The 17,281-nt window shown below is 59.4% G+C and carries 16 protein-coding genes; 8 read left to right on the forward strand and 8 right to left on the reverse strand.

The genetic code is table 11. From position 1 onward, the window contains the following. Window positions 1-244 precede the first annotated feature (244 nt). The 5 genes from hofQ to pilM all read right to left on the reverse strand — a co-directional run bounded on the left by hofQ (window position 245) and on the right by pilM (window position 3,935). The gene (gene hofQ, locus CYR52_RS00175) at window positions 245-1,489 is read right to left on the reverse strand and encodes a DNA uptake porin HofQ (RefSeq protein WP_420912789.1); all 1,245 of its coding nucleotides are present in this window, start codon (window positions 1,487-1,489) and stop codon (window positions 245-247) included. Between the two features lie 176 nt (window positions 1,490-1,665). After that, window positions 1,666-2,010, reverse strand: a complete 345-nt coding sequence (locus CYR52_RS00180) for a HofP DNA utilization family protein (protein WP_165699055.1) — start codon at window positions 2,008-2,010, stop codon at window positions 1,666-1,668. Between the two features lie 11 nt (window positions 2,011-2,021). Then, window positions 2,022-2,456 (reverse strand): hypothetical protein, encoded by a 435-nt coding sequence (locus CYR52_RS22545; protein ID WP_165699056.1) that lies wholly within the window; start codon window positions 2,454-2,456, stop codon window positions 2,022-2,024. Then, entirely contained in the window at window positions 2,428-3,108 is a 681-nt protein-coding gene (locus CYR52_RS00190; RefSeq protein ID WP_101827746.1) for a PilN domain-containing protein, read from the reverse strand. Before CYR52_RS00190 ends, CYR52_RS22545 begins: the two co-directional genes overlap by 29 nt. After that, entirely contained in the window at window positions 3,105-3,935 is an 831-nt protein-coding gene (pilM, locus tag CYR52_RS00195) for a pilus assembly protein PilM (RefSeq protein WP_101827747.1), read from the reverse strand. The genes CYR52_RS00190 and pilM overlap by 4 nt, the downstream gene beginning before the upstream one ends. A gap of 119 nt (window positions 3,936-4,054) precedes the next feature. Between pilM and mrcA the strand changes: the two genes are divergently transcribed. Next, the gene (mrcA, locus tag CYR52_RS00200) at window positions 4,055-6,607 is read left to right on the forward strand and encodes a peptidoglycan glycosyltransferase/peptidoglycan DD-transpeptidase MrcA (RefSeq protein ID WP_072927468.1); all 2,553 of its coding nucleotides are present in this window, start codon (window positions 4,055-4,057) and stop codon (window positions 6,605-6,607) included. Window positions 6,608-6,673: 66 nt separating this feature from the next. Here mrcA and nudE read toward each other — a convergent pair whose 3' ends face one another. Beyond that, window positions 6,674-7,228, reverse strand: a complete 555-nt coding sequence (gene nudE / locus CYR52_RS00205; protein ID WP_072927469.1) for an ADP compounds hydrolase NudE — start codon at window positions 7,226-7,228, stop codon at window positions 6,674-6,676. 582 nt (window positions 7,229-7,810) lie between these two features. Here nudE and CYR52_RS00210 point away from each other — a divergent pair. The 7 genes from CYR52_RS00210 (at window position 7,811) to CYR52_RS00240 (ending at window position 14,755) form a co-directional block, all read left to right on the forward strand. Then, a complete protein-coding gene (locus tag CYR52_RS00210; RefSeq protein ID WP_072927471.1) occupies window positions 7,811-9,955 on the forward strand; it encodes an intracellular growth attenuator family protein in 2,145 nt (714 codons plus the stop codon). A 116-nt stretch (window positions 9,956-10,071) separates the two neighbouring features. Further along, entirely contained in the window at window positions 10,072-10,746 is a 675-nt protein-coding gene (yrfG, locus tag CYR52_RS00215) for a GMP/IMP nucleotidase (RefSeq protein WP_072927473.1), read from the forward strand. Between the two features lie 21 nt (window positions 10,747-10,767). Beyond that, a complete protein-coding gene (gene hslR, locus CYR52_RS00220) occupies window positions 10,768-11,175 on the forward strand; it encodes a ribosome-associated heat shock protein Hsp15 (protein WP_072927474.1) in 408 nt (135 codons plus the stop codon). Between the two features lie 25 nt (window positions 11,176-11,200). Further along, window positions 11,201-12,103, forward strand: coding sequence for an Hsp33 family molecular chaperone HslO (hslO, locus tag CYR52_RS00225; RefSeq protein ID WP_072927476.1), 903 nt, complete (start codon window positions 11,201-11,203; stop codon window positions 12,101-12,103). Window positions 12,104-12,308: 205 nt separating this feature from the next. Beyond that, a complete protein-coding gene (gene pckA, locus CYR52_RS00230; protein WP_072927478.1) occupies window positions 12,309-13,928 on the forward strand; it encodes a phosphoenolpyruvate carboxykinase (ATP) in 1,620 nt (539 codons plus the stop codon). A 111-nt stretch (window positions 13,929-14,039) separates the two neighbouring features. Continuing rightward, entirely contained in the window at window positions 14,040-14,282 is a 243-nt protein-coding gene (locus CYR52_RS00235; protein WP_072927480.1) for a FitA-like ribbon-helix-helix domain-containing protein, read from the forward strand. Then, entirely contained in the window at window positions 14,282-14,755 is a 474-nt protein-coding gene (locus CYR52_RS00240; protein ID WP_072927481.1) for a type II toxin-antitoxin system VapC family toxin, read from the forward strand. Before CYR52_RS00235 ends, CYR52_RS00240 begins: the two co-directional genes overlap by 1 nt. A 186-nt stretch (window positions 14,756-14,941) precedes the next feature. Here the strand turns inward: CYR52_RS00240 and envZ are convergent, their stop codons facing one another. Beyond that, window positions 14,942-16,345 carry a two-component system sensor histidine kinase EnvZ gene (gene envZ, locus CYR52_RS00245; protein ID WP_241506085.1) on the reverse strand — a complete coding sequence of 468 codons (1,404 nt, stop codon included), beginning with the start codon at window positions 16,343-16,345 and terminating at the stop codon, window positions 14,942-14,944. Then, entirely contained in the window at window positions 16,342-17,061 is a 720-nt protein-coding gene (gene ompR, locus CYR52_RS00250) for an osmolarity response regulator transcription factor OmpR (RefSeq protein ID WP_009635740.1), read from the reverse strand. Before ompR ends, envZ begins: the two co-directional genes overlap by 4 nt. Window positions 17,062-17,281: the final 220 nt, after the last annotated feature.

The following is a 17,281-nucleotide window of genomic DNA, read 5'->3' on the forward strand; positions in this document are numbered from 1 at the left end:
CCGAATAAATCGTTACTCTGCCGCAGGAGGGAAACCATACGTTTTTATCGGCATTTCTCGTGGAATAAGAATCTCGGTGCGCAATTCGGTAACCCTTGTATGCTAAATCGGTCGCAGCGTCAAACGCAGATGTCTCTGCCGACACAAAAAGTTGCATAACGCTGCCCGGATCGCCCCCGAATAGTTCCCCCTATTCAACCCCCTATCCTGTGGGCTGCCCGGTCACCCTCATGCTTTTTCACCCTCAGGATGCGCTGACCAGCGCAGGCGTAACAAAAATCACTAATTGGTGCTGGCGGTGCTTTTTGCGGTCGTGGGTAAACAGCGAACCCACCCACGGAATGCTGGCAAGCCCCGGCACGTTGTCCTGGGTGTTTTCATGGTGTTGCTGAAAAATGCCGCCTAACACCACGGTTTCGCCGTCTGCTACCGTGACCTGGGTTTTGATCTCCTGCTTGTCGATCGCCAGCGCCTCCCCTTCCGCCTGCTGGATGCTGCGGCCGGGCATGTTCTGGGAAATTTGCAGGGCCAGCTGAATTCTGCCGTTACTCAACACTTTCGGCGTGACTTCCATGCCCAGCACGGCCTCCTTGAACTCAATGGAGTTGGCACCGCTGTCCCCATTGGAGACCTGATACGGGATCTCGGTGCCCTGTTTGATGCTGGCGGTCTGCAAATGTGCCGTCAGCAAACGCGGGCTGGCGATAATTTCCACCTGGTTTTCCTGCTCCAGCGCACTCAGCTCCAGGCTGAGCAAGCGGCTGTCTATCCGGGCCAGGGTAAAACCGGCAGTGGCGGTGCTGTCTGCCACCGGCAGGCCGACCGCAAAATTATTCAGGCGGAAGCTGCCTGCCGCCCCTTCGGCCTCAGCCAGCCCCCAGGTGACCCCCAGCTCACGCAGGCTTTCATTACTGATAGTCACGATATGTGCCGTCAGCTGAACTTGTTGCAGGGGCTGATCCAGTTCCGTGATCCACTGCTCCAGCGCCGCCAATTTTTCTTCTGTGTCATGAATAAGCAAGGTATTGGTGCGCGTATCAGTCACGATGCTGCCGCGGGGTGACAGCAAGGTCGCACGCTGTGCGTTGAGGCTGGCAGCAACGCCGGCCGCCTCTGCGTTTTCCAGCGTGATGCTCAGGGTGCTGAGCGGATGGTCGTCCGCTTGTTGCTTCTGCCGGGCGCGCTGCTGTTGCTGCTGTTCATCCTGATAGGTTTGCGGGAAGATCATCAGCACATTCTTTTCCCGGTTTTGCACCAGGTTGCCCATTTTGAGCACCACATCCAACGCCTGTTGCCAGGGCACATCGTTCAGCCGCAGGGTCAGGTTGCCCTCAACGCCCGGTGCCAGCACCAGATTCAGCTGCTGGTGATCGGCCAGTGCCTGAAGCACCACGCTGACCGGGGCGTCATGAAAAGCCAGATCCAGCGTGCTGGGCGGGGTTTGCGCGCCACAGCCAGCAGACCATAGCAGCAGCCCGCCTCCGGCCAAGGAAAAAGCGCCACGCAGGGCGCTTGATAGTGCGTGTTGTAACCAGTCTGCCGTGCAGGCCGGGAGAGAATAAAGGTGCAGAACCCAGTTTTTCATCAGATATCCTTATCGTTACGGCTGTTTTTTGCCCGCTTTATGGCGTATTGGTTTTCCACCGCTAATAGGTTTCCCACGCCTTATTTTTCCCATTGCAACCGGAGGGTACCGGGGGCCGGGCACGCATCCGGGTCGGCGGTCAGCGTTACGCCGCCTGCCGTAATCTGTTCTACCTGCCAGCCGGTTGTTCCCATCCGCACGCCGGGCATGACTTTTTGCCAGTGGCCCGCAGCATCCCGCAGCCAGGCGTGTTGCACTTCCCCTCCCTGCACAATGCCGCCCAGCGTCAGTGAAGCGACGTCTGCACAGGGTGGCAGCCTCTGCGGGGCGAACGGGTCACGGCCCGGTGTGGCGGCCCCCGCGTCCAACACACTGATAAGTAACCCGCAAGCCAGCCCGCCAAGCCAATAATGGGACGCGTTCATCGGTAACCCCTTCATTTTGCAGAGTCCGGCGCCGTCGCCAGCATTAAGGTGACGTCCAGCCCGTGCGGCCCCGGCTCAATGCCCATCTGTTCGATACCGGGCAACGGCAAACCGGCGACCGCCGCCAGAAAATGTTTTAACCCGTGGTAAGAGGCACGGATCGCCAGCCGCCAGCGCAGGGGCGACGCAGGAGACGGCCCGGTTACCGGCTCCCAGCTGAGCAGTTCGCTGCCGGACTGCCGGAGCGGCGCCGCCAGCAGGAAAGGCATCTCCTTTTCTGCCGCGAGCGGGCGCGTCTGTTGCGCCTCAAGCTGCGCGATCTGCTGGTTCAGCCAGGCCGCGGGCGCCAGTGCAGCCAGCCGGGCCTGATACTGGTCAATCGCCTGCCGGGTCGTGACGTGCGTTGCAGCGAGGGCGTTAACCTGCCGCCAGCCGGGCAACAACATGACCCGGCAACCGAGGCCGGTGAGTAATAAAAGCAGCAGCGAGGCCGCGCCGATCTGTTGCCTGCGCGGCCGGTGTTGCCACTGCGCCAGACTCTGTTGCAGACGAGGAGTCATCCTGTTCCCTCCCTTTCCATGTTGCCTGAAGCACAAAGTGAAGCAGCCCATCAGGTTGCTGGCGGACGCTTTCCAGCCTCACCGCCGCTGTTTCCCGGCCCTGCTCCAGCGCACGCGTAAACGCAATCACCCGGTCATAGCCCGCGCTCAACCCTTGCCAGCGCACGCTGCCCGGTTGCTCCTGCCAGTGGGTCAACCACACGCCACCGGGAATAGCAGCTTCCACCTCTTCCAGCAGCCGCAGCGCGCGGCGGCGGGCGGTATGGCGCTGCTGCGCCTCATGCGCCTGTTGCAGTAATAATGTATGGCGCGCCATGAGTGCCTGTCGCTGAGCCAGTTGGTGCGTAAGCGCCTGCAACTGTGCATCGGCCACCGCCTGCCGGGCTTTCAAGGTGACGGCCCGCAGATGCAGCCACCCACCGCCGCTTGCCAGCATGATCACCAGGAGCAGTAAGACGGCGGCTGTGGCGTACATCGTCTGTTGCCAGCGCACCTGGCGCCGGCGCTGCCGCCACGGCAGCAGATTCACCTGCATCATTCATGATCCTCCGGCCGTACGGCTAACCCTGCCGCCAGCGCAAATGCCCCCGGCGGCGCACCCTCGGTCGGGCAGGCGCCCGGTAAAGAGGCAAAGGGTGTCCAGCCTTGCATACCGTCAGGGTTAGGCTCCGTCTGCTCAGAGGAGAAAAAGCAGGGCAACGCACGCAACGGTGCCGGCAGGGCGGCCAGCACGTCACCGGCGTTTTCTGCGGCGTCTGCCATGCCGGACTGGAAAGGACGATGGCGCGGCGACACCCAGACCCACCCTTGCCGCAGATGGTGGAGCATCAACGCGTCAGCCGGTACGCCCGACAGCGCACCGATGTAATGCAATGCACAAGGTGAGATGTCCACGGCGTCCGGGTACAGGCCTGCCGCCTGCAACAGGGCGAGCCAGGCTGCCAGCTCCTGCCGGTGCGCCGCCGTGACCAGCACCTGCTCCGGCTGGCCGGGTGCGGTGCGGTAATCAAATACCAGTGCATCACGGTCCAGCGGAAAAAGCCGGGCCGCGTGCGCCAGCAGGAAAGCCTCACGGTGCGGTTCCTGCAATTGGGGAGCCGGCGACGGCAGCGTGCGTTGCAGCACCCTGGCGGCAGGCAACGCCAGCCGCAGAGAGAACTGCCGGGGCAACCCGCCACGCCAGCGGCGCAGCGTTTCTTTCTGGATATCCGGTGACGGCAAACCACCGGAAAGCAGGGCCGCATCGGCCAGCGGCTGGTGCCAGCAGCCGCGAAGCTGCCACTCGCCCCGCCTGCGGACAACCGCGACCGCGTAATACGCATGCGGTTGAATATCCAGACCAATCTGCCATTTTTCCCTGGCCATCCTGTCCCCCCTCCCTGGCGTCTGATGATAAAAGAACGTATCTATGCTGTAGGGTTGCCTTTATACTACGCCGCGATTGTTTATAAACTGCCCAAACGACATTAAGTGGGAAATCTCAGGTGAAGTTCGTAAAGTATTTTTTGATTCTTGCAGTGTGTTGCATTGTGCTGGGAGCTGCCTCGATCTATGGCTTGTACAAATATATCGAGCCGCAGTTGCCGGATGTGGCCACATTGAAAGATGTGCGCTTACAGACCCCGATGCAGGTGTACAGCGCAGAGGGCGAGCTGATTGCCCAGTATGGCGAGAAGCGCCGTATCCCGTTGACGCTTGACCAGATCCCGCCGGAAATGGTGCATGCCTTTATCGCGACAGAAGACAGCCGGTTCTATGAACACCACGGCGTTGACCCGGTAGGGATTGTGCGTGCCGCGTCGGTGGCGCTGGCCTCCGGCCATGCGTCGCAGGGGGCGAGCACCATTACCCAGCAGCTGGCCCGTAACTTCTTCCTCAGCCCGGAACGCACACTGATGCGTAAGATTAAGGAAGCGTTTCTGGCGATCCGGATTGAACAGTTACTGACCAAGGATGAAATCCTGGAGCTGTATCTGAATAAGATCTACCTCGGCTACCGGGCTTACGGTGTCGGGGCGGCTGCCCATGTCTATTTCGGTAAGGATGTCAGCCAGCTGACGCTGGGCGAAATGGCCGTGATTGCCGGCCTGCCAAAAGCGCCTTCCACCTTTAACCCGCTCTATTCCCACACCCGCGCGTTGTCACGCCGCAATGTGGTGCTGTCGCGGATGCTGGAAGAGAACTACATCACGCAGGCGCAGTATGAGCAGGCGCGGGATGAAGAGCTGGACGCGGATTACCACGGGCCAAGCATCGCTTTCTCAGCGCCTTACCTGTCAGAAATGGTGCGTCAGGAGATGGTGAAGCGCTACGGTGAAAACGCCTATAACGACGGCTACCGGGTTTACACCACCATTACCAAAAAGAACCAGCTGGCTGCGCAGGCCGCGGTGCGTAATAACGTGCTGGCCTATGACATGCGCCACGGTTACCGCGGCCCGTCTAAGGTGCTGTGGCAGCGCGGTGAGCCGGAATGGGATCAGCAGCAGATTACCAAAACGCTGAAAGCCCTGCCGGTGTATGGCCCGCTGTTCCCGGCGGTGGTGACGCAAGCCACGGCCGATCAGGCCACGGCGATGCTCTCTACCGGCGAAGCCGTTACCCTGCCGCTGGCAGGTGTCCGCTGGGCGCGGGCGTTCAAGTCTGACAACCTGCAAGGGCCGACGCCGAAGCGGGTGTCGGATGTGGTGCAGCCGGGCCAGCAGATTTGGGTACGCAAAGTTGAGAACGACTGGTGGCTGGCACAGGTGCCGGACGTCAACTCCGCGCTGGTTTCGCTTGACCCGAAAGACGGCGCGGTGAAAGCGCTGGTGGGCGGCTTTGACTTTAACCAGAGTAAATTCAACCGCGCCACGCAGGCGTTGCGTCAGGTCGGCTCCAACATCAAGCCGTTCCTTTACACTGCCGCGATGGACAAAGGGCTGACGCTGGCGACCATCCTCAATGACCTGCCGATCTCCCGCTGGGATGCCGGTGCCGGTACGGACTGGCGGCCGAAAAACTCCCCGCCGGTGTATGACGGGCCAATCCGTCTGCGCCAGGGGCTGGGGCAGTCTAAAAACGTGGTGATGGTACGTGCGATGCGCGCAATGGGCGTGGATTATGCAGCAGAATACCTGCAACGCTTCGGTTTCCCGGCGCAGAATATCGTTCACTCTGAATCGCTGGCGCTGGGTTCCGCCTCGTTCACCCCGCTGCAACTGGTCCGGGGTTATGCGGTGCTGGCCAACGGCGGTTTCCTGGTAGACCCGTATTTCATCACCAAAGTGGAGGATGAGAACGGCAACACGGTGTTTGAAACCACGCCGAAAGTGGTCTGTGAAAGCTGTAATCTGCCGGTGATCTACGGCGAAACCCAGCGTTCCGTGATGCTGTCGGATGATAATGTGGAAAACGTGGCCGTCTCGCAGGACCCGAATGCCAACGCCACCGCCCCGATGCCGCAACTGGAGCAGGTCAGCCCCGGCCAGCCGGCAGGCAATCAGCAGTATGCGCCGCATGTGATAAGCACCCCGCTGGCCTTCCTGATGCACGACGCGCTGAACAGCAACATCTTTGGTGAACCGGGCTGGATGGGTACCGGCTGGCGTGCCGGCCGTGAACTCAAGCGCCATGATATCGGCGGCAAAACCGGTACCACCAATAACTCGAAAGATGCGTGGTTCTCAGGTTACGGCCCGGATACCGTGACCTCGGTCTGGATCGGTTTCGATGACCATCGCCGCGATCTGGGCCGCAGCACGGCCTCCGGTGCCATTCCCGACCAGATTGCCGGGGCAGAAGGTGGGGCGAAAAGTGCCCAACCCGCCTGGGATGAGTACATGAAAACCGCGCTGGAAGGCATCCCGGAACAGACGGTGACCCCACCGCCCGGCATTGTCAGTGTGACGATCGACAAGCGCACCGGCAAACTGGGTGACGGCGGTGCCGGCAGCCGCAGTGAGTACTTTATCGATGGGACACAGCCCACCGAGCACGCGGTGCATGATGTCGGCACTACCCTGATGGACAACGGCCAGACACACGAGCTGTTCTGATCGTCTCTTCAGGCAATAAAAAAGCCGGTCAGCAATGACCGGCTTTTTTTATACCTTGTGCGGTGTTTACAGCGACTGCTGGAAGAACTGCTGGGCCAGGAACAGTGCACTCACATTGCGTGCTTCCCGGAAATCCGGCTGTTGCAGCAGTTCCATCATGCGCGCGAGCGGCCAGCGCACCTGTACCAACGGCTCCGGCTCATCCCCTTCGAGCTTTTTCGGGAAGAGATCGCGGGCAATCACGATGTTCATTTTGCTGGAGAAATAGGAAGGCGCCATCGTCAGTTTGGTCAGGTAGTCAAAACGCTGCGCACCGTACCCTACCTCTTCCATCAGTTCCCGGTTGGCGGCCTCAAGCACCCCTTCACCCGGGTCGATCAACCCTTTCGGGAAACCGAGCTCATAATCCTCAATACCCACCGCATATTCGCGGATCAGCAGCAGATCATCACCGATAACCGGCACAATCATCACGGCTTCACGCTCTGAGGGGCGCATCCGCTCATAGACGCGCTGTTCACCATTGCTGAATGCCAGGTCAACCGATTCCACGTTGAACAGCCGCGAGCGCGCCACGGTTTCAACTTTCAGGATTTTTGGTTTTTGCAGAGGTTTTTCCATGTCATCCCCAAGAATTCGAGCCTGCGACAGGCGTTAACCATGACCCTGTCATGGCATGCTACATTATGGCGTGTTACATCCCATTGCGTACGATTACCCCAGGGCGTGCTGCCGCCCCGCGCGCTCAGGGTGCAATGGGCAGCCGGTGGCGTAGTGACCCGGCACGCGGTCCATTGTGCGTTACCCGGTATGGCCGCGGCAATTGCCTGCTGAGTTTTTACTTATTATTAACAGAGCCGGCCCGCTTGCTACAGGCTTTTTTCTGCACAGAACGCGCTTTTTTCCAGCATACCGTGACGGCGGGTGATTTCTTTTCGCTGCTTTGCAAGATCTTTTTCTATCAATTGGTTACGCTTACGGCGATTCGCAGGCAAAATAGGATTATGCCGATATTGGCAGGGCAAGCTGATTGTTATCATCCAATGAGGTCTATATTTGCCCTATCCTTTTGTCACCGCTGGTTAAGCCCGGTATACCGTTCTCTCTGGTGGTACGTTAAGCTGCTTGCATGTCACAACACACACTTAATATACTGTTTTTAAAAGAGTTGACACACGTCAGCGTCGCCCTAACGGGGAATAGATGAGCACAATAGCCGTAATATTGGCTGCACTGTTTGCCATGCTGATCGTTATCGGGGGTTATTTGAGAAGTATTTTGCGTCATCGTACGCCCTTTGCTTCGTCGCTGCCTTTCATGAAGCCAACCCATCGTAAACTGACACCAGAAGAACGTCAGGCCGTCGAGCGCTACCTGCGCCAAAGTGACCGGCTGAGCCTCAGCTCGCTCTCTGCCAGCAACAATATTTTCTCCCTGCGGGACAAACTCACCTTAACGCCGAAGAGCGATACCGTCTATTCACTGACCAAAGCGATCACCCGTTATGGGGTCGCCAGTGATGAGCCAAATAAATGGCGCTATTACCTGGATACGGAAGAGGTACACCTGCCGCCGTTCTGGGAGCCTTACATCACGCAGGACAACCAGGTTGAGATCATCCGCACCCAGACCATTCCGCTGGTGATCTCCCTGAACGGCCATTCGCTGCTCAACCATGTGTATGACCGCCGCACCCCGCCGGCCCCGGTCGTGGTGGCACCGTCGCAGAACGCCTCTATCCGCAAGGAAGAGAGCGAACACATTGAGTTGCTGACCATCCGCCGTGAAACGCCGGAAGAGCACGCGCTTTATCAGTCCAATGGCGTGCGTGAAGCGTTGGCGCTGTCCGGCGCGATGATCCTGCTGTTTTTCAGCCTGACCAGCCCGATGGTGTTCCTGCCGTGGCTGATTTTGCTGGCCGTGATCCTGAGCGCCTGGGCAGGCTGGCGCCTGCTGCGCCGCCCGCAGGAGCGTGACCTGCAGGAGATCCACTGCCTGCGCGGCGCGCCGAAACGTTGGGGGCTGTTTGGCGAATCGAATCAGGGCAACATCAGCAATATTTCCCTCGGCATCATTGACCTGATTTACCCGGCGCACTGGCAGCCTTATGTCTCGCGCGATCTCGGGCAGGTCACGGATGTGGACATCTACCTCAACCGGCAGGTGGTGCGCCAGGGCCATTACCTCTCCCTGCATGACGAGGTAAAACATTTCCCGCTGCAACGCTGGGCCAAAAGCCTGGTGCTGATGTGCGGCTCGCTGCTGGTTCTGCTGATGCTGACCAGCTACATCTCCCTGAGCCTGCCGCTGAAACTGAGCCTGGCGTGGATCCAGGGGGCCAGCAGCACGCAGGTCACCAGCGTACAGGCGTTGGAAAATACGCCGCTGCGCATCGGGGATACCCTGCGGGCGCAGGGGAACGGCATGTGCTATATCCCGCCCCATTACCAGACCAGCAAACATTACGCCTTTATGCCGTTTGATTGCTCCGGCATTTACTGGAACAACGCCGCGCCGCTGCCGCTGCCGGAGTCTGACACCATTGATAAAGCCTCTGCCCTGCTGGCGGCGGTGAATAACCAGTTGCACCCGGCGGGCGGTACAGACCAGAACATCAACCCGCAACTGGCGACTGCCATTGAGAAATCGGGCATGATCCTGCTGGATAACTTTGCGGATATCGTGCTGAAAACCCAGGCGTTGTGCAGTAACGATGAAGATTGTGTGCGGCTGAAGAATGCGTTGGTCAACCTGGGGAATGCCCAGAACTGGAGCGCGCTGGTCAAGCGGGCGCAGTCCGGCAGTATGCGCGGCATGAATGTGCTGTTGCGCCCGGTAAGCGCAGAATCGCTGGATAATCTGGTTAACAGCGCGGCGTCTTCCTTCTTCTTCCACGAGACCCACCGCGCGGCAGAAGCGTTAAACAGCCCGCCGCCGGGCGGCTTCCTGATCACCAGTGATGAGGGCAAGCAACTGGTGAGCCATGCGCAGCCTGCCCTGTCGCTCTACGATTACAGCGCACAGGAACAGTGGCATGAGTTGCAGCGCCTTTCCGGCCTGCTGCTGCATACGCCGTTCCGGGCCGAAGGGATCATCACCAACATCACCATTGATGCCAACGGCACGCGGCACATCTCGCTGCACAGCGAGCCGGACATGATCACGTTGTGGCGCTATATGGGCACCAGCCTGTTGCTGCTGCTGGTCACGGTGAGCTTTATCGTGAATGCCGTGCTGCTGGTGAAACGCCTGCGCCGCCACCAGCGCCGGATCAGTGATATTCAGCACTATTACGATCACTGTTTTAACCCGTCACTCTCCCCGATGCCGCTGCGCCCCTTCAGCTGATCGCCTTCCTGCAAGACGCCGGGCAGAACCGCCCGCGTCTGTGCTAGGCTAAACGTTTAACGGCGCGCCCTCTTCCCCTTCTGCACGCCGCGGATTCACACAGACAGGAACTTTTTATGCCGCCGGATTTTGACTGGACCTGCATCGATACCGTTTTGCTGGACATGGATGGCACGCTGCTCGATCTGGAGTTTGACAGCTACTTCTGGTTGAAGCATGTACCGCAAACGCTCAGCGAACGGCGCGGGATCCCACTGGCGCAGGCGCAGGCACTGATTGAGGCGCAGTATCAGGCGGTGCAGCACACGCTGAGCTGGTATTGCTTTGATTACTGGAGCACCACGCTCGATCTGGACATCCACAGCATGACGCACGCCCTGGGCCACCGCGCCAGCGTCCGGGAAGATACCCTGCCCTTCCTCGACGCCCTGCGTGCGCAGGGAAAACGGACGATTTTGCTGACCAATGCGCACCCGCACAGCCTGGCGGTAAAAATGGCACATACCGGCCTCGATGCGCACCTTGATTTATTGCTATCTACCCATACATTTGGTTATCCCAAAGAGGATCAGCGCTTGTGGCAGGCGGTGCAGCAGCACACCGGGTTCGATCCGGCGCGCACATTATTTGTGGATGACGGTGAACCCATTCTGGATGCGGCCAAACAATTCGGCATCCGCTACTGCCTGGGCGTTGAAAACCCGGACTCCAGCATGGCGAGAAAGACCTTTTTGCGCCATCCCTCAATGCATGACTACCGCACGTTGTTACCGGCCGCTTCCCGCCCATAACGACCCGTTCAGGAGGTTGCGATGAAGGAGACCCATCAGGATGACAATGCCGTCCGTCTGGATAAATGGCTGTGGGCCGCACGCTTCTATAAAACCCGTGCCCTGGCCCGTGAAATGATTGAAGGCGGCAAAGTGCACTATAACGGACAGCGCACCAAGCCGAGCAAGCTGGTTGAGGTGAATGCCGAGATCAAACTGCGTCAGGGAAATGACGACCGGACCCTGACTGTGCTGGCCGTGACCGCACAGCGGCGCGGCGCCCCTGAGGCGCAGCTGCTGTATGAGGAGACGGCGGCCAGTATCGAAAACCGGGAGAAAGTGGCGCTGGCGCGTAAAACCCAGTCGCTGACCATGCCCCACCCGGACCGGCGCCCGGACAAGAAAGAGCGCCGCAACCTGATCAAATTTAAATATGGCGAAGGTGAGTGAGCCTCCGCTGCACAGAGAGACTATTATGGCTAATCAAGATTCCAACGCGACGCACGACCAGCTGCATCGTTTCCTGTTCCAGAACCAGGCCGTGCGCGGCGAACTGGTGACCCTGAGCGACACCTATCAACAGGTGCTGGAAAACCACCACTATCCGGCACCGGTGAAAACCCTGCTGGGCGAATTGCTGGTGGCCACCAGTTTGCTGACGGCCACCCTGAAATTTGACGGTGACATCACCGTGCAGATCCAGGGCGACGGCCCGCTGAAGATGGCCGTGGTCAACGGGAATAACCGCCAGGAGATGCGCGGCGTCGCCCGTGTGCAGGAAGAAGCCGCCATCGCGCCGGAAAGCACGCTGAAGCAGATGATCGGCAACGGTTACCTGGTGATCACGATTACCCCGGCGGAAGGCGAGCGCTATCAGGGTGTGGTCGGTCTGGAAGGGGACACCGTGGCAGAATGCCTGGAGAATTACTTCCTGCAATCTGAACAGCTGCCGACCCGCCTGTTCATCCGTACCGGCGAAGCCGACGGCAAACCGGCCGCTGCCGGGATGCTGTTGCAGGTGCTGCCGGCGCAGAACGCCTCCACCGATGATTTCGACCACCTGACCCAGCTGACCGCCACCGTGAAAAACGAGGAGCTGTTCGGCCTGCCGGCGCATGAGGTGCTGTACCGCCTCTACCATCAGGAAGAGGCCACGGTATATGAGCCGCAGTCCGTGTGCTTCCGTTGCAGTTGCTCGCGTGAGCGCTGTGCGAATGCCCTGCGCGCCCTGCCGGATGAAGATCTGCAAAGCATTCTGGAAGAAGAAGGCCAGATTGATATGCATTGTGATTACTGCGGTGCTGACTACGTATTCGACAAGGTCGATGTCGGCGCGCTGCGCAATGCGGGCAATGAGCAAAACCCACAAATTCATTAATTTTTCTGAGGCAGCCTCCCGGCTGCCCTTTTTTTGTCCGATCCCCCGCCAATCTTGCCTGCGTTTCATTTTATGACGTGTGCTATCTCGCAGAATTGTTAAAAATAAGTGTTCTCTATTATTTTTTTTGACCCCCATCGCGTTTAATACAGACCGTGACCCTACACACTGTGTTAGTAACGTATAGCAACTAAGGAGTAGTGAAATGCGTGATCACGGTATAACACCTGATACCCTGGCCGCCTACGGCATCCATAATGTCAGCGACATCGTCTATAACCCGGACTATGCGCGTCTGTATCAGGAGGAGACTGCACCGGGGCTGGAAGGCTATGAGCGTGGCATTGAAACCAGCCTGGGCGCGATTGCTGTGGATACCGGCATCTTCACCGGCCGTTCGCCAAAAGATAAGTACATCGTCCGGGATGACACCACGCGGGACACCGTCTGGTGGGCGGATAAAGGGACCGGCAAGAATGATAATAAACCCTTAAGCCAGGAAACCTGGAACGCCCTGAAAGCCTGCGTGACGGATCAGCTCAGCGGCAAGCGCCTGTTTGTGGTGGATGCTTTCTGCGGTGCCAACCCGGACAGCCGCCTGAAAGTACGTTTTATTACCGAAGTGGCCTGGCAGGCCCATTTCGTTAAGAACATGTTTATCCGCCCGACTGACGAGGAACTTGCTGATTTTACGCCGGATTTCATCGTGATGAACGGCGCGAAATGCACGAACCCGAACTGGCGTGAACAGGGGCTGAACTCCGAGAACTTTGTGGCGTTCAACCTTACGGAAAACATCCAGTTAATCGGCGGCAGCTGGTATGGCGGCGAGATGAAAAAAGGGTTGTTCTCGGTGATGAACTACCTGTTACCGCTGAAAAACATCGCCTCTATGCACTGCTCAGCCAACGTGGGCGAGCAGGGCGATGTGGCGGTCTTCTTCGGCCTTTCCGGCACCGGCAAAACTACCCTCTCCACCGACCCGCAACGCCAGTTGATTGGTGATGATGAACACGGCTGGGATGATGACGGCGTGTTCAACTTCGAAGGCGGCTGCTACGCCAAAACCATCAAACTCTCCGAACAGGCTGAGCCGGAGATCTACCACGCTATCCGCCGCGATGCGCTGCTGGAAAACGTGGTAGTGCGCGAAGACGGCACCATCGATTTTGATGACGGCTCGAAAACGGAAAATACCCGTGTCTCTTACCCGATCTACCACATCGACAACATCGTCAAGCCGGTGTCGAAAGCGGGCCACGCGACCAAAGTGATTTTCCTGACGGCTGACGCCTTTGGTGTGCTGCCGCCGGTGTCGAAACTCACCGCCGACCAGACGCAATACCACTTCCTGTCCGGGTTCACGGCCAAACTGGCCGGTACCGAACGTGGCGTGACAGAACCGACCCCGACCTTCTCAGCCTGTTTCGGCGCAGCCTTCCTGAGCCTGCACCCGACGCAGTATGCAGAAGTGCTGGTGAAGCGTATGCAGGCGGCAGGCGCCCAGGCGTATCTGGTCAATACCGGCTGGAACGGCACCGGCAAACGCATTTCGCTCAAACATACCCGTGCCATCATCAATGCCATCCTCAGCGGTGAGCTTGATCAGCAGGAAACCTTCACACTGCCTGTCTTTAACCTGGCCGTGCCGATGGCGGTACCGGGCGTGGATGAGCACCTGCTTGACCCGCGCAACACCTACAGTGATGCCGCGCAGTGGCAGGCGAAGGCGGACGATCTGGCACGCCAGTTTATCGCCAACTTCGATAAATACACGGATACCCCGGCAGGCGCAGCCCTGGTGAAAGCCGGCCCGGCGCTCTGATCCCCCTCTTCAGGCGCACGCCGTGCGCCTGAATTCTTCTTTTGCCGGGTGCTTTTACCGCGCAAATTCTGTGTTATGCCTGTTCCCCCGGTTTATTGATAAGTGTTCCCTATGGCTACTCTGACGATCCGCAATCTCGATGATGAAATAAAAGAACAACTGCGCCTTGCCGCAGCACGCAACGGCCACTCAATGGAAGAAGAAGTGCGCGCCATCCTCCGGCAGGCGATGCTGGGCAGCACGCCCAATTACGGCCTGGCCAGCCGGGTCCGCCAGCGCTTTGCTGCGTTAAGTGACAGCGAACTGACCATCCCGGCACGCGATATGCCGACGCGCCAGCTGGAGATCGAATAATGATCGTGCTTGATACCAGCATTATCACCGAAATCATCCGGCCGGACCCGCACCGGCAGGTGATGCAGTGGCTGGACGCGCAAGACGCCAACCAGCTCTGCCTGACTGCCGTCACCGTGGCGGAACTGTTTACCGCCATCCAGTCCCTGCCCGGCCCGCGGCAGCGCCAGTTGAATACGGCACTGCTGGCGCTGCTGAATGAGGAGTTCACCCACCGGCTGCTGCCGTTTGATGCGCATTGCGCCCTGCGCGCCGCCGCCCTGTCCGCAGAATTGCGCCGGCAGGGCCTGACCCTCGCGCAATCTGATCTCTACACCGCGGCAATCTGCCTGCACCATCAGGCGCAACTGGCCACCCGCCGCCCGGAAGATTTCCACTACTGCGGCCTTGCCGTGCTTAACCCATGGGGCGAACAGGGTAAACCGCGCTTCCACGAAGACGCGGCAGAATATTATGTGATGAGCCGGAAATAGCCTGAGCGGGAAACAGCCCTGAGCGGGAGACAGCCCTGAGCGGGAAACAGCCCTGAGCGGCAAATAACGATAGGCAAAACGCGGCGGGCAGGAAAGCGTGAGATAGGGCGCGGGGGCTGCCGATCCTGGCGGAATGCAGCACCGGGCATCACCCCCTGACAGTGAGCGATGGCCGGAACGTTTCCCTTAAGACGCAGGCGTTTCCCGGCTGTCTGATGCCGCTTTCGGCGGCTGCCCCGCACCGGGGGTATCGCCGTTCTTGCCTTTTACCGCCGGTAGCGGCAGATAGGCCCGGATGCGTAACCCGCCACGTTCGCTGGAGCCGATGTCCAGCGTCCCGGCGTGGGCGTCGATGATGCGCTGGACAATCGCCAGCCCCAGCCCGGTACCGCTGGTGCTGCGGGCGCTGTCACCCCGCACAAACGGCTGGAACAGGTGCTTGAGCTGATCGGGGCGGATACCCGGCCCGTCATCCTCGACCTGGAACCAGGCGCGCTGCAACTCATGGCCGCTGCTGACTTTAATCCAGCCATTGCCGTAGCGGGCGGCGTTGACCACCATGTTCACTGCGGCACGTTTCACCGACAGCGGATGCACATCCACCATCAGTTCTGCCGGGGCAAGATCGCTCTCAATCTCCCGCTCATAGCCGCTTTCTGCCGCAATCACCTCACCGAGAATGGTGTTGAGATCGCTGAGTTCCGTCTGCATCTCCTGGCCGGTACGCAGGTAATCGATGAACTGCTCGATGATGGCGTTGCACTCTTCAATATCCTTATTGATCGACTCCGCCAGGTAGCCATCTTCATCGCCCATCATCTCCGTCGCCAGCCGGATGCGCGTCAGCGGGGTGCGCAGGTCATGGCTGACACCTGCCATCAGCAGCGTGCGGTCATCGGCCAGTTGCTTGACGCCCGCCGCCATCTGGTTAAAGGCACGGGTCACTGACCGCACTTCCGATGCGCCATACTCGCGCAACGGCGGCGGAATAATCCCCTTTCCGACCTGGAATGCCGCATGTTCCAGTTCCACCAGCGGGCGGTTCTGCATCCGGATAAACAGCCAGGCACCGCCAATCGCCAGCAGCATAATCGCCAGCGTGTACCGGAACAGTGGGGAGAAGTCGCCCTGGTGGATTTCGGTGAGCGGCACGCGCACCCAGATGTCCGGCGAGAGCCAGGTTTTCAGCCACACCACCGGGGTATTCTTGTTCATCTCGACGCGGACGTCCGTCGGGCCGCCCAGTTGCTGCGCCATCTGCTGGCTGAGGAACTGGTAATGCTGCGCCCAGCGCAGGCCGCTCTCTTCCGCCGCCGAGTTGGTATAGAGCGAGATGCCCAATTCACGGTAGATCTCCCGCCGGAAGGCCGGCGGCACCTCCAGCAGGGTGCCGTCTTCCAGTTGCAGGCGATCTGTCATCAGCATCCGGACTTCATAGGCCAGCACTTTATTGAACTGTTGCAGGCTGGGCAGGATGGCGAAGTTCAGGACCACCAGGTAGGTCGTCACCAGGCTGACGAACAGCAGGGTGACGATCAACAGCAGGGTTCGGGCAAACGAGCTACGCGGTGAAAAGCGCAATCGCCTCATGCTTTACTGCCGTCCGGGACGAAGACGTAGCCAAGACCCCACACGGTCTGGATATAACGCGGGTGCGCCGGGTCCTCTTCCACCATGCGGCGCAGGCGGGAGATCTGTACGTCGATGGAGCGCTCCATGGCGCTGTATTCACGGCCGCGCGCCAGGTTCATCAGCTTATCGCGTGACAACGGCTCACGCGGGTGGCTCACCAGCGCTTTCAGCACCGCAAACTCACCGCTGGTCAGCGGCATCGGTTCATCTTCGCGGAACATTTCACGGGTGCCGAGGTTCAGCTTGAATTTGCCGAAGGAGATCACGGCCTCCTCCTGGGACGGCGCGCCCGGCAGTTCATTGGCCTGACGGCGCAGCACGGCACGGATACGGGCCAGCAGCTCACGCGGGTTGAACGGTTTCGGGATGTAGTCATCGGCACCGATCTCCAGGCCGACGATACGGTCAACCTCTTCACCTTTGGCCGTGACCATAATGATCGGCATCGGGTTACTCTGGCTGCGCAGGCGGCGGCAGATAGAGAGGCCATCTTCACCCGGCAGCATCAGGTCCAGCACCATCAGATGGAAGGATTCACGCGTCAACAGGCGGTCCATCTGTTCGGCGTTCGCCACACTGCGTACCTGGAAGCCCTGCTCCGTCAGATAGCGCTCTAACAGGGCGCGTAAACGCATGTCGTCATCCACCACCAGAATCTTGTGATTCTCTTGCATCTCTTTACTCCCAAAGGCTTAAGCCTGAACCCTCGCGGGCATAATTAACCCGGAAAACCTGTCGCGTGGACGGCCGGTTACCGCAGCCATACTCACTTATCTTTTCGCTCAGGCGCACCCTTTTTGCCGGTACGTCATGCGGCGTCGTAAACACGGGCTATTGTTAAAAAACTCCGCCGCTTCAGACAGCGTTATATGGTATATATTCTAGACGAAATTG

Source organism: Chimaeribacter arupi, from assembly GCF_002858805.1.
GTDB classification, from domain to species: Bacteria; Pseudomonadota; Gammaproteobacteria; order Enterobacterales; family Enterobacteriaceae; genus Chimaeribacter; species Chimaeribacter arupi.